The sequence below is a fragment of the Anaerozeibacter quisquiliarum genome (assembly GCF_051162045.1).
GTDB classification, from domain to species: domain Bacteria; phylum Bacillota; class Clostridia; order Christensenellales; family Aristaeellaceae; genus Anaerozeibacter; species Anaerozeibacter quisquiliarum.
Genome location: NZ_JBISDI010000028.1, coordinates 1 through 13,198, shown reverse-complemented (window position 1 = coordinate 13,198; position 13,198 = coordinate 1). Strand labels below are relative to the sequence as shown.

Genomic DNA, 13,198 nt, shown 5'->3' with positions numbered 1-13,198 from the left:
GGCACCTGCTTATTTGACGGCTGTGGTTCATCAATGCTATAATAAATAGACATTTGGTGATTGACACACATTAATGTGATGCCATTCTGCGGGAGTGAGCAGCGCAGCAGAACACAGAGTGATGGAAGGTTATTATATGCGGACGCTGAGCGTGGTGATCGCCGACGACGAGCGCGTGATCGTGGACGGGTTTCTCAAACTCATCAACTGGGAGAAGATCGGCTGCCGCGTGGAGGACGCGGCGTATGACGGCATCATGGCCGTGGAGAAGCTGACGCGGCTGAAGCCCGACATCGCGATCATCGACATCAACATGCCGCTGCTTTCGGGCCTGGACGTCATCCGCCGCGCGTCGCCGGATTGTCCGGATACCGTGTTCATCATCATCAGCGGGTATGACGAGTTCGGGTATGCGCGCGAAGCGCTCAAGCTCCGGGCGTACGACTATCTTCTGAAGCCCGTGGACTTTCCGCAGTTCGAAGCGTTGATCGGACGGCTCCGGCGCGAGCGGTTCGACCTGCCCCTTCAGGAGCGGCCGCTGGAGGCGTGGGAGGGCGACGCCGAACCGCCCACCATCCAGCGCATCGTCGCCTACATCGACCAGCACTGCGCCGAGGACCTGACGCTGAAAAAACTGGCCGAGATATTCTTCATGAACCCGGTCTATTTGAGCCAGTATTTTAAGGCGAAGACCGGCATGAACTACTTCGCCTATTTGAGTCGCCTGAGAACGGAGCGGGCCAAGCACCTGCTGCTCACTTCGGACATGACCATCGGCGATATCGCGCGTGCCGTGGGCGGGGCGGATTACCGCACCTTCACCAAGCGTTTTCGCCGCATGGAAGGCGTTTCGCCATCCGCTTTCCGCAAGAAAAACGGACGAATCTAAATTTTTGACACACAACGATTGAAACACCGCCTATCATATTCCAGCAAATTGCACTACCATGGTGCCGTTGGGATGCTCCCGCATCCAAATTATTGATGGGAGGTTATTTCATGAAGCGCATGCTGTCCTTGGTGCTGTGCCTCACGCTGCTCCTGGGGATGGGCCTGTTCTACACGGCTTCCGCGGAAGAGAAGGTCCACCTGATCTACCAGACCTGGAACCCGGGCGAGGACTGGTTCGCCGCGGTCAAGGAAGACTTCGAGAAGAAGAACCCCGGCATCGAAGTCGAGCTGGTGTACGTGCCCTACTCCGACCACATCCAGAAACTGAAGATCGACTTGGCCACCGGCCAGGGCCCGGACGTCTACTCGCTGCAGACCGGCGCTTCGCTGAAGGAATTCCGCGACTTTGAAGTGGACCTCACCCCCCTCGCCGCCAAGGAATGGGGCGCAGACTGGGAGAAGACTTTCGTACCGTTCGCGACCCAAGTGACCCAGGACAAGGGCGTGTACTACGGCCTGCCGATGGGCACCAGCTACGCCGGCACCGTCTGGGCGGACGTTTCGATGCTCGAAAAGTACGGCCTCAAGGCGCCCACCAGCCGCAAGGAGTTGGCGGAAGTCAGCAAGGCGCTGCGCGATCAGGGCCAGTACCCGCTGTGCATCGGCGCCAAGGACGACTGGATCAACCTGGACGTGTGGATGAACATCACCAACGGCGTCTCCTCCGAAAAGCTGTACAAGGCAATCGCGGGCGAGACCGCCTTCACCGATCCGGACCTTGTGAAGTCCTTTGAGATCTGGAAGGGCCTGTTTGACGACGGCGTCTTCCAGGATGGCGCGCTGGGCGTGAACATGTACAACGACACCACCGACCTCTTCGACCGCGACGCCACCATTCCGATGATCACCAACGGCTCCTGGATCATCAACAATTACCCCTACCGCGAGGAAAACCCCACGCTGTACGAGAACTTCAACGGCGAGGGCCGCAAGCACACCGTCATCAACATGGACTGGAATGACGACGGCAAGCCCGACCCGATCCAGGCGACGGTGGAGAACGTGCTGTGCATGAACAACGCCGGCGAGCACCAGGATGCCGCATGGACCTTCATCAAGTACATGCTCTTTGACGGGCAGGACCTGCTCAACAACAAGTACCTGGCCTACTTCCCCTCCCGCGCCGGCGTGTCCTTTGAGGGCGAACTGAGCGCCGAGGGCGTGGAGAACTTCAATAAGCTCATGGACATGGGCGCCACCAACATCGGCGGCTACCGCGAGAACCCGTACCCCGAGCTTAAAACTGCCATCGCCGACAACCTGAAGGCGCTGATCCTGGGCGAAGTGACGCCCCAGCAGGCGGCCGAGGCCGTCGAGGCCGTTTCCAAGACCACTCAAAGGTAATGCTTCCGCCGGGGGATGCGCGTGAAAGCGCATCCCCCGGCACGGGCAGAACATTTCGCGCGGGGAGGCATTGCTCCGATGAAAAAGCACAACCTGGCGGGCCTGATATTCGTGATGCCGCTGGTGATCCTGTTTCTGGTCATGAACGTGTACCCGATCCTCTTCAACCTTGTGATCGGCGCAACCGACTGGAACGGCATCGCGAAGAGCTGGAATTTCATCGGGCTGGCGAATTATGAAAAGCTCCTGACAAACCCCGTCATGCCCCGGGTGATCCGGAACTTCGCGGTCTTCGGCATCGCGACCATTTTGACCCAGGCGGCGCTGGGGGTCCTGTTGGCCTCGTTCTTTGCCAGGGGCGTCAAGGGTGCGGGCGTCTACCGCACGGTGTTCTACGTGCCGGTCATCGCCACCGCGACGATCGTGGGCAACGTCTTTTCCAAGATCCTGGAGACCAACCGGGGCTACCTGAACGAGATGCTGCGCGCGGTCGGGCTGAACGCGCTGGCACAGCCGTGGCTGGCGGAGCCCAACTTGGCGCTCCTCTGGATCATCCTGATCAACATCTGGCAGTGGACAGGGTATAGCATGCTGATGTACTACGCCAACATGCTCAACATCCCGCAGGACACCTACGAGGCCGCCACCATCGACGGTGCGAACCCGAGGCAGCAGTTCTTCCGCATTACGCTGCCCCTTCTCCGCTCCACCCACTTCACGCTGTTCGTGCTGGGCGCGCTGGGCTCTCTGAAGTGCTTCGACCTGCCCTACGTTTTGACCAAGGGCGGCCCGAACTACGCCACGGAGTTCTTCTCCACCTACATCAACAAGCAGTCCTTTGAACTCTTCGACCAGGGCATGTCGTCGGCGATCGTAGTGGTCATGCTGGCCTTGGCGATGGTGATCACGCTGCTCCAGCTCCGGCTGTACTCCCGCAAAAACAAGGATAAGGAGCTGGCCGACGCATGAAAAATTCCAGAAGCTATACGGTTCTCGCGCAGTCGGTTTTGATCCTCCTTGCCCTATTGTTCTTGTACCCGCTGACGCTGATGCTGATGCGCTCCTTCGACGTGGGCGGCGTCCAGAATTACGCGCGCGTGTTTGAAAAGGTCAATCCGCTGCCAAACTTTCTGACCAGTTTGATCGTGGTGGGCGGCTCCCTCCTGATCGTCTCCATCGTCACGTCGCTGGCCGCCTTCGGGTTTTCCAAGGTGCCCTTCAGGGGCCGCGGCGCGCTGTACTACCTCCTGCTCATGGGCATGATGGTGCCCACGGCGGCGACGATCTTCCCGCTGTTTCAGATCGTAAAAGACATGAAACTCAACAACACGCCCTTTGCGCTGATCCTGCCCTACGCCACGGCCAACGCCATCTTCAATCTCATGGTGCTCAAAAACTTCTACGACGGCCTGCCCAATGAACTGCTCGAGGCCGCGACCATCGACGGCGCGAACCTCATGCGCACGTTCCTCTCCATCATGCTGCCCATCAGCCTGCCGGGACTTGCCATCGTGCTGGTGCAGACGTTTTTAAGCAGCTGGAACGAATTGCAGATGGCGCTGATCTTCATCAATAAGACCGCGCTGCAGCCGCTCTCGGTGGTGCCGCTTCGGTTCCAGCAGCAGCGCAGCGGCGGCTTCCCGGTGGAGGTCATGTATGCCTGCCTGGTGGTGTGCCTCGCGCCGATCGCCCTCTTCTACGTATTCGCGCAGCGCTTTCTGATCGCGGGGCTGACGGCCGGCGCGGTCAAGGGGTGAGCCTATGCGCCGCATCAGAAGAACGCTGTCCGGCAAGCTCATCCTGGCCACCTGCTTATCGCTGGTGGTGGTGCTGGGCATGGCGATCGCGCTGATGTGGACGCTGACGATCAACCTGACCTTGGACAAGGAGCAGCAGTCGATGCGCTCCTACCTGACCAATACGCTCTTCTCCATCGACGAGCGGATCAAGGACTTGGGCCGCACGTCCGTCGTCGCGGTCTCGGACGACCGGGTGCAGGAGATTTTGATGCACCTGGACAGCTACGGCAAGCGCAAGCGCCTGGAGGCGGCGGACTACCTGCAGAAACTGTTCTTGGGCACCGTCTCCAGCCGGAACGAGGTCACGGCGTTGTTCCTGTTTGATAACCATAAGCTGATCCAGAAGTATTCGCTGGCTTCCATCGGCATCCGCGCGGGCTTCTCGGTGGAGCGCGACGAGTGGTTCCTCGAAAACCTGAAGAACATGCCGCTTTTGCCCAACGGGACCAGGCTCATGGACGGCCGCCCGGACAGCTTCCTGGTCATCCCCACGCTGTCCAACACCTTTGACAACGCCTACTTCATCGTGCTCAGGGAAATCAACAGCTTCTCGCCCTTTCAGCGCGTGGGGTACATGATGGTTGCCGCGCGCATGACCACGCTGAACAAGATCGCCACCAACACCATCGACCCGGACGCGCGCTACGTGCTGGCCGACCGGCAGGGGAACGTATTGTGCGAGAGCCTGGGGCGGGCCTTCTACCATCCGCTGTCCGAAGCGTTTCCGCTTTTGACCGGCGTCACGCCCAATCAGCCGGTGGAACTCCCCTTCGACGGCAAAAACTGCCTGGTGCTGTCCCGCGCGTCGTCCTTCAGCGGCCTGACGCTCTACGTGTACAAGCCGCGCGCGCTGATCAACCAGGGCGCGACCAACGCGGTCACCATCCTGGTGGTGCTGTCGGCGGCGGCGGTGCTGCTCGTGATGCTGATCACGGCGCTCCTCATCCGCAAGACCGTCCGGCCGATCGCCACGCTGGCCGACGCCATGGAGAGCTTCAGCCGCACCAATACCCGCCCGTCGGTGGAGGTGGACGCGCAGGACGAGGCCAAGCGGCTTACGGACGCCTTCAACGAGATGGTCACCACCATCAACGACCTGATCTTCTCCGAGTACGAAAAGACCATCCAGCTGCAGAACACGCGCCTGCAGCAGAAGGAGACTCAGCTGCAATACCTGCGCAGCCAGATCAACCCCCACTTCCTCTACAACACCTTGGACACCATCCGCATCAAGGCCAGCATCAACGGCGATGAGGAAGTGTCCGGGCTGATCATGAAGCTGGTCGCCTTCTTCCGGTTCGGCGTGGGCAACACCGACCTCGTGGTCCCCATCCGGCACGAGGTCAAGCTGATGCAGATCTACCTGCAATTGATGCAGTGCCGCTACCCGATGCTCCGGGACGCCTACCACCTGGACGAGAAGCTGTTGGACGCGCTGATTCCCAGCTTTATCCTGCAGCCGCTGGTGGAGAACAGCCTGATGCACGGACTGAAGGCGGCAGGCTACGACGGCGAGATGACGCTCACCGTCCGCGCGGACGGGCACGACATCCTGATCGAACTGAGCGACAACGGCATCGGCATGCCGATCGATCTGATCGAGCGGTTCAACCGCCCGGAAGCGCCTGGCGAGGAGCGCGTGACGCGCGGCCACATCGGCGTTCGCAACGTGCAGGACCGGCTGAGCATGTACTATTCCGAAGGTTACGGCCTGAGCTACCGCCGGAATGAGGGCCGCGGCGTGACCGCCGTACTGCGCGTTTCCAGGCTGGTGGAAGGAGAAAAGGACCATGCGCCCGCGGATTCGGGAAAAGCTTGAGCGCATCCGAGAACTCTATCCGCCGGAACGGCTGAATCAAAGCAAGGAGCGCATCCGGCGCGTGTGGAAGGGCGAGCCTCCGCTGGACCGGCTGCCGTTCGTTATGGTCCCGCCCGTTTTTTCTTACTACGACGACGTGTTCGAGCCGGAGGAGGGACTGGACCGCTACTTGGACACCTTCATCCGGCGCGGCGCAGGACGACTACGTTCCGGCCTTCTTCACCGGCTGCCGCATGGGCGCGATGCCCAGCCTCTTCGGCGCGAAGGAGGTCATGCTGGAAAACGACTGCTCCTGTCGACGGCTCCTGACCGACGAAGCTTCCGTCTGGGCGCTGCCGGAACCTCGCATCTAGGATCTTTCGCCCGCGAAAACGTGGCGGGCCGCGCCGTATGAGGACGAGGAACTCTACGGATTTCTGATGGGACGGGCGACTGGCGGCTTTCTCCTCCTGTGGAACGAGCAGAAGCGGCTGCTGGGAGACGCGTTCCTGCCCACCTACCTGTACGCTTGGGACTGGGTGCCACCTGATAATGGCGCGACGCTGTCGGCGGACTCGTTGGTAATGCTGTGCCCGGTGCTTCCGGCGCTGGTACAAGGGGACGCTTCAGCGCATCTCGAATGAACTGGGCGGGCTCACGGTACATTCCTGCGGCGATTTTTCCGGGGTTGCCGCCGCATTGTGCGAAACTCGCGACCTGTACGGCATCAACGCCATCGAGATGAGCGCGCAGCAACGGGTCGACGCGGGCGCGAGGCGCGATCTGGTCTACATCTTCCAATGCCCGTTTGAGCGGGCTCGGGACGCGGCGGTTAGGTCGCTTGCGGGCGGTTACCGCATCCAACCCACGATCACCGGCACGTGGCCGGAAGACTATTGCGGTGCGGGGCCCGAGCTCCATAAGGCGCGCGTCCGGCTGTTACACGAGTGGTTTACCCCATGATGGCAATAGACAAAGGAGGATCTCCATGAAACTTACGTTTGAAACCTACCGCGACAAAGTGATGGGCTGTTGGGCTGGCAAAAACATCGGCGGCGTGCTGGGCGCGCCCTTTGAGGCGTTCCGTCAGTTCAACGAGGTCGATTTCTACACGCAGGACCTTTCGATGGGCCCGCCGCCCAACGACGACCTGGATTTGCAGATCGTGTGGCTGGCCGCCGTCGAGCGCTACGGGCGCAACGTGAACGCGTCGATTCTGGGCGACTACTGGCTCAGCTACGTCATCCCCAACTGGGTGGAGTACGGCACCGGCAAGGCCAACCTGCGCGCCGGACTCGTGCCACCGATGAGCGGCGCGGTGGATAACCCCTACAAGGACTCCTGCGGCTGCTTTATTCGCTCGGAAATCTGGGCCTGCCTCGCGCCGGGCAACCCCGCGCTGGCCGCGAAGTACGCCTTTGAGGACGCCATCGTCGACCACGCGGACGACGGCATGCAGGGCGAAATCTTCTGCGCGGCGCTGCAGAGTGCGGCGTTTGTCGAAAGCGACGTACAAAAGCTGATCGACATCGCGCTGTCCTACATCCCGGAGGACAGCAAGGTTGCCGAGGCTGTGCGCACCGCCGTCAAGTGCCACGCGGAGGGTGTGCCGTTCAAAAAAGCCATTGCGGCCATCCACGACGCGGCGCCGGGCACTTTTGGCATCCAGGGTATCTCAAACAAAGAGGGCGAACTGAGGAGTCGCGAAATGGGCATGACCAAGGTGGGCGCGCCCGGCTTCGACGCGGCGGAGAACGTGGGTTACGTGATCGCGGGCTGGCTGTACGGCGAGGATTTCGGCGATCAGATCGTGAAGGCCAACGCCTGCGGTGAGGATACCGACTGCACCTGCGCCACGCTGGGCGCGCTCTTGGGTATCCTTCTGGGCGCGAGCGGGCTTCCGAAGAAGTGGACCGACCCGCTGGGCGACAAGATCGCCACCATGTGCATCGACAAGACCAGCCGCGGCGTCTGGGTGCCGGAGACGGTCACGGAGCTGACCGACCGCGTATTGCGCGTGACGCCGATATTCCTGGGCGTGGGGTCCTGCGACATTCTGGCGGATGGCGGCTACACCATCGAATGCCTGTCCGGCGACGAGCTGTTCTGCGCCGATACCTCGGACTACCAGCTCGGCATGAACGGCATGCACAAGGACCACAGTCTGCCGGTCCGCAAGCTCAGCGCGCTCACTTCTAACGTCGCTCGCTATGAGTTTGCCGCCTTCAGCGCCATGGTGGACCTGGGGGATTCCCCGTTCTTCCGCTTCGGCGAGAACCGCCGCTTTACCGTCAGTGTGAAAAACGACATGCGCATGTGCCAGCAGCAGTGGGCGCGCATCTCGCTCTACGCGCCGGACGGCGTGCAGGTGGTTGGCCCCAAGGCCGTCATGCTGCCGCTCAACAACCTCTGGGGCTCGAAAGCCGAGGCTACCTTTGAGGTCAACCTGGACCAGATGACCGGCCCCAAGGCGGAGCTTCTGGTGGACATTACGCTGGAAGGTCGTCATTCGACCGGCGCGGTCAAGGTCCTGATGATGCGAGAGCGGTAAGAATCCGAACAATCGAAAGCCTCCGATTATGTTGCCCCCGCCAAATAGAAAAACGAAAAAGGAATGACTTCTGGGCCCCGCGACGTGCGGGGTCCAATGTTATGCAGAGCTTTCAAGCAATTGGCGGTAGGACATCAGCGCGAACAACGTCTTGGCCTTTGAGTCAGCATCCGTTTGCGCCAAATGGCACAAAGTTATCCGAGTACTCCAATCCACAAAAACGAGAGAGAAAGGCGATGCCATGTCCTAACTACCACCCCGTGAACCCTCTTGCATCCCCCTCGCAGGGTACCGCCACATGTACCGTTCGCTGCCCAGGTTTTTTCTGTCGGCAAGCTAGACGCGCTGGGACTTCTGTACCCGCTCTACATCGGATATCCTGTCCCCGCATCCACGCCGATGTGCAGCCGCTCCCCGAAATGCCACTCGTTCCCCTTTTTCACCGGGTGCATCTCCGGATCGCGTTGCTTGTCTGCGTTCTTGGTCGATGTCGGCGCTTCGATGATCGTCGCGTCCACCATGGTTCCACCATGCATCAGTTTCCCGTGCCGATCCAGAAACGCCCGTATCGTATCGAAAAGCAGCTCCGTGACCCCGTTGTCGTTGAGGAGTTTGCGAAACTTGCACAGGGTCGTAGCGTCCGGCGCCTGTTCCTCGCCCAGAAAGTCCACCCGCATGAACTTTCGAAATGCATAGCTGTCGTAGATCGTGTCCTCTACCCCTTCGTCCGACAGGTTGAACCAGTTCGCCAGCAGATACATCCGCAGCATCGTTTCCACGCCTCGCGGTGGACGTCCGCGTTTCCCGCTGGGGTAATACGGCTCTACGAGCGCCGTCCATTCATCCCACGGATGACTCCTTCCATGATCCCCAGAAATTCGTCCCGCTTGGTCTTCCGTTTCCGGTTCGCGTATTCGATATCCGCTATGCTCTGCTGCTTATCCATCTTCATCACCGCAATGCTTTTTCCTTTATGATACCACGCTACCGCTTGTGATTAAATCAGCGGTTACCTAGACGATGCTGGTGTTTCGGAATCGAACCCCGTCGCCGGATAACTGTCGGCTATCAGACGGCTAACCAATTTGCGAAAAGTCTTGACAGTACCATTGGATGGTTAGTATACCAAATCGCCGTCGGATGTTCAAGCGAGCGGAAGGATAAATAATGGATTCGTCCACAAGCCGATTTCATGGAGCTTACCTTATCCGCTCATCCCGCTCCGATGTAGCGGCAGATAGCAAAGTCGTCCATCCACGCGCGTACTCCCAAACAGCGAGACCTTTGAAAGCATTCTGCTGCTTCTATACGATCTCGAAATATCCTGATTCTTCCATAATCACATCACCATCCAGCAGAGTGGCGAATTCGACGGACGCCCCCGTTTTGTTCAAGTATGCCTGAACTGCATGGTAGCCTACAGCATATCCGCCGCAATATGGCATGCCGATGGATTGCTCCTGCGGCATCATAGGATGATCGCCAAAGATATACGGACGTACCGCCATAAAGCCCTTCACAGACAGACTTTTACCGATGATCCTGCGAGCCTTCTCCAGATCATCATTGCCGATACCGGTAATCCACGGGCCGATGCAATCGGCACCATATAAGTTCCCGGCAAAACTCTCCGCCAACCCTTCGATCGCAATGTACCTTCCCACAGTCACATCCTGCATGAAATCCCAATCTGCGTTATGGAAGAGCACATTGTGGTGGAATTCATGCGCTATACACGCTTGCAGCCGTGGCAAATTGTACGCATTGGGGGCAATCACAATTTGGATATATCCGGGGATCGATCCGGCACCGGTGTATCCTTGACTGGCCGCGAGCCGTTCTGGATTTCCCAGAAAAATGCCGACAACAACATCGTCAGGCAGGGAAATCCCCTCCGCCGCAAAGCGCGCGCCGGCTCCCTGAATCGCCGCATGCGCTTGCCTCCAGGCATCCGCCGATTCCAGCGCGTTCAGCATCGCGGCACACTTTTCATCCATGTCCGTACTGACAGGAAGCAGACCCAGCATGTCAGGGTCAACGGGCATTTGCATGATATCAAACATAGGCTGGAACGGCTTCAAAATCTCATCCGCGTAATACGCCTTCCGCTGATCCCTCGGCAGCTCCAACATGCGCCGGTACTGACGCAATGTGTCTTGGACGTTGATGTTCATCATGACTCACTCCCGTTCAATGATTCGGCTCAGTGTGGCCGTAACGCGAGTATAGACCATGACGCAACGTCAATGTCAAGGGGGGTGAAAAATTCAATGATGACCAGTTCTACATACGAAAACCCGATTTGACCCATCGCGCGTCGCCCCTTATGGTTTTCCTCAGAGATTACTGCCGAACGGCGAGACAGTAATTTACGTTGTCGAACGCGGCCATCTTATGGGCTGGGTTCGCCTCGTTATAACGCGAGAAATACTGCTCTGTGATTTCTGGCGGGGTCAGGTGCTCATAGATGAGGAAACCATACGGTTCAAGCAGCGCTTCGAGTTCGGCATAGGAGTAGCTGGCTTGCATTGCCTCCTTTGCGCCCCCGGCCAACATGGCTTGCTTCTTTGCGCGCTCGCCCGCTCTGTCCGTGTAACTGCCCTGGTCGGGGTAGTCACACGCGATGCCGCTGCCCCTGGGCAGCAGTTCCGCCAGGCTTCGGATCATTCGCGCAAAGCAGGTCTTTTCAAGATAGTAGATGAGCCCAAGCAAGCTGCACAGGCTGATCTTTTCCCGGTGAAACGCGGGGTGTTCCGCCAATGCATCCAGCCAGTGCTCGTCATTGAAATCCGCCGGGATAAAGTGAACATTCTCTGGAACGGCAATTCCCGCCGAAGTTAGTCGCCGCCGCTTATCCGCAGCCGTCGCCGGATGGTCAACCTCAAAGATATGCAGTTCCTTTGCCCACTCGGGCTGGCGGTAGCCAAACGTGTCGTGGCCCGCGCCCAGGATCAGGTACTGCCTAGCGCCCAGGCGCACCGTGTTCTGCAAATGCCGCTCACAGAACGCGGCCCTTCCCAGCGGCGAAGGCGCCAGTTGATTATCCACGATCCAGCGCAGCGCCTCGCTGTTCGTGCCCTGGAATGCGGGGTTAAAAAAGCCAATACCCTTGCTCATGTTCTCCCCAATGCTCTGCTTTTCCGCATGGGGCAACAGGCGACCCACTACGGTGTCGTCAAAGACCTTGACGCCATCGTGCTGTGCGTGATGCCACCGGGCGTATGCGCTGATGAGCGCCGTCATGCTTCCCTGCTGCAATGCATATCATCTCCTTTATATACTTAATACACCCATTGCGACTCGATGTCCAGACTTGACTTTTGGGCTGCTTTCTGGTATAATAAGTGCGAAATTCAGTGGGAATTAACAAAGCCGTCACGATATGTGGCGGCTTTTTGCGCGGGGTATGATTTGTCTCTGTGCGCGGTGATGATCGTGTACTTATGGGGATTGATGGTGATTGTGTTACTTTTCTGGACATTAAAAATCCTATATTGACTTTGATTTTTAATCGATATACCCTCTGTTTATAGGAGGGGATCACATGAATCAGGAACGAATTGCGGCACTGGAAAAGACCATAGAGACCGAATATGGCAATATTGCAGGCATGGTTGTGCTGCGCGAGGGGAAAGTAGAATATGAAAACTACTTTCATGGGTTTGCGCCCGACGACGCCGTGCATGTGGCTTCGGTGACAAAGAGCATTTTCTCAGGATTGATTGGCATCGCCATTGACAAGGGCTACATCAAGGGCGTGAACCAGCGCGTATTGGACTTTTTTCCGGGCTACACGGTCCAGCCGGGCGAGAAGATGATCCAGCATGTGAAGATTGAACACCTGCTGACCATGACGGCTCCGTACAAGTTTGATTCGGAACCATTTGAGGCATTTTTCGCAAGCCGGAACTGGGTGGAGGCCGCCCTTGACCTATTGGGCGGCGAGGAATCTGCGGGGACATTCCGGTATTCACCCATCATCGGAGCGCACATCTTGTCGGGCATTCTCGTCAACGCAACCGGCCAATCGGTGCTGGATTTCGCTAGCAAGAATCTGTTTTCACCGCTGGGCATCCACGCCCAAAACGTGGTGTTCCACAGCCTGGAAGAGCAGATCGCCTGGTACGAAAAAGATCGGCATACCAGAGGTTGGGTGGTCGACCCGCAGGGGATCAACACGGCGAGCTGGGGCCTTACCCTGGCTCCGATGGACATGGCGAAGCTCGGCCGGTTGTACCTGGACGGCGGAATGTGGGAGGGCAAGCGGATTGTGCCCGCCCATTGGATTGATGAAAGCACGAAGCCACACGCCAAATGGGGCGAGTTGTCGTATGGATACCTGTGGTGGATTCTCGATGAAAAGGAACGCATCTACGCGGCGTTGGGGGATGGCGGGAATGTCATCTACATCAACGCAAAGAAAAACCTGGTCGTTGCCATCGCCTCCCTGTTTACGCCGGACGCGAAGGATCGGCTGGAACTGATTCGAGCGCATATTGAGCGTTGGTAGATGGGTTTGGATACTGCGCGAAAAACAAGCTGGAGAACCATCGAATTTCGGCCCCCCCACGTTTCCCTTTGAACTGACCACGATTGCTTGGCCAGAAGGCCGTCGGGTGCATTTGGGTGCAATCGAGAGAATGGGTAGGATAAATGATGGTTGGGAGTCCTTGGCAAGTGGGATGATCGATGAATCAAAAATGAAAGTAGCTTGCAGCCCAAAGTGCAAATGCGCTTATGCAACCCTTGATTTAG

Annotated in this window: 12 protein-coding genes and 1 pseudogene; 10 read left to right on the top strand and 3 right to left on the bottom strand. The window is 58.6% G+C overall.

The genetic code is table 11. From position 1 onward, the window contains the following. Positions 1-136 precede the first annotated feature (136 nt). The 9 genes from ACH6CV_RS12635 to ACH6CV_RS12595 all read left to right on the top strand — a co-directional run bounded on the left by ACH6CV_RS12635 (position 137) and on the right by ACH6CV_RS12595 (position 8,443). Entirely contained in the window at positions 137-889 is a 753-nt protein-coding gene (locus ACH6CV_RS12635) for a response regulator transcription factor (RefSeq protein WP_456358561.1), read from the top strand. A gap of 110 nt (positions 890-999) precedes the next feature. Continuing rightward, complete coding sequence (locus tag ACH6CV_RS12630) at positions 1,000-2,295, top strand: ABC transporter substrate-binding protein (protein ID WP_456358560.1); 1,296 nt, start codon at positions 1,000-1,002, stop codon at positions 2,293-2,295. Positions 2,296-2,373: 78 nt separating this feature from the next. Further along, positions 2,374-3,264: a carbohydrate ABC transporter permease gene (locus ACH6CV_RS12625; protein ID WP_456358559.1), complete on the top strand. Its 891-nt coding sequence runs from the start codon at positions 2,374-2,376 to the stop codon at positions 3,262-3,264. Beyond that, positions 3,261-4,052 (top strand): carbohydrate ABC transporter permease, encoded by a 792-nt coding sequence (locus ACH6CV_RS12620; protein ID WP_456358558.1) that lies wholly within the window; start codon positions 3,261-3,263, stop codon positions 4,050-4,052. Before ACH6CV_RS12625 ends, ACH6CV_RS12620 begins: the two co-directional genes overlap by 4 nt. A 4-nt stretch (positions 4,053-4,056) precedes the next feature. Next, positions 4,057-5,913 carry a sensor histidine kinase gene (locus tag ACH6CV_RS12615; protein ID WP_456358557.1) on the top strand — a complete coding sequence of 619 codons (1,857 nt, stop codon included), beginning with the start codon at positions 4,057-4,059 and terminating at the stop codon, positions 5,911-5,913. Beyond that, positions 5,885-6,307, top strand: coding sequence for a hypothetical protein (locus ACH6CV_RS12610; protein ID WP_456358556.1), 423 nt, complete (start codon positions 5,885-5,887; stop codon positions 6,305-6,307). The genes ACH6CV_RS12615 and ACH6CV_RS12610 overlap by 29 nt, the downstream gene beginning before the upstream one ends. A 25-nt stretch (positions 6,308-6,332) precedes the next feature. After that, entirely contained in the window at positions 6,333-6,536 is a 204-nt protein-coding gene (locus ACH6CV_RS12605; protein ID WP_456358555.1) for a hypothetical protein, read from the top strand. 55 nt (positions 6,537-6,591) lie between these two features. Continuing rightward, the gene (locus tag ACH6CV_RS12600; RefSeq protein ID WP_456358554.1) at positions 6,592-6,855 is read left to right on the top strand and encodes a hypothetical protein; all 264 of its coding nucleotides are present in this window, start codon (positions 6,592-6,594) and stop codon (positions 6,853-6,855) included. Between the two features lie 25 nt (positions 6,856-6,880). Further along, positions 6,881-8,443 (top strand): ADP-ribosylglycohydrolase family protein, encoded by a 1,563-nt coding sequence (locus ACH6CV_RS12595; protein ID WP_456358553.1) that lies wholly within the window; start codon positions 6,881-6,883, stop codon positions 8,441-8,443. Positions 8,444-8,820: 377 nt separating this feature from the next. Here ACH6CV_RS12595 and ACH6CV_RS12590 read toward each other — a convergent pair. The 3 genes and pseudogenes from ACH6CV_RS12590 to ACH6CV_RS12580 all read right to left on the bottom strand — a co-directional run. Beyond that, positions 8,821-9,321: pseudogene (locus tag ACH6CV_RS12590) on the bottom strand (IS5 family transposase); the annotation flags it as partial. A 426-nt stretch (positions 9,322-9,747) separates the two neighbouring features. Then, positions 9,748-10,620 carry a DUF2268 domain-containing protein gene (locus ACH6CV_RS12585; protein ID WP_456358552.1) on the bottom strand — a complete coding sequence of 291 codons (873 nt, stop codon included), beginning with the start codon at positions 10,618-10,620 and terminating at the stop codon, positions 9,748-9,750. A gap of 166 nt (positions 10,621-10,786) precedes the next feature. Beyond that, the gene (locus tag ACH6CV_RS12580; RefSeq protein ID WP_456358551.1) at positions 10,787-11,686 is read right to left on the bottom strand and encodes a class I SAM-dependent methyltransferase; all 900 of its coding nucleotides are present in this window, start codon (positions 11,684-11,686) and stop codon (positions 10,787-10,789) included. Positions 11,687-11,987: 301 nt separating this feature from the next. On the opposite strand from ACH6CV_RS12580, the gene ACH6CV_RS12575 reads away from it, so the two are divergent. Continuing rightward, complete coding sequence (locus ACH6CV_RS12575; protein WP_456358550.1) at positions 11,988-12,953, top strand: serine hydrolase domain-containing protein; 966 nt, start codon at positions 11,988-11,990, stop codon at positions 12,951-12,953. Positions 12,954-13,198 lie beyond the last annotated feature (245 nt).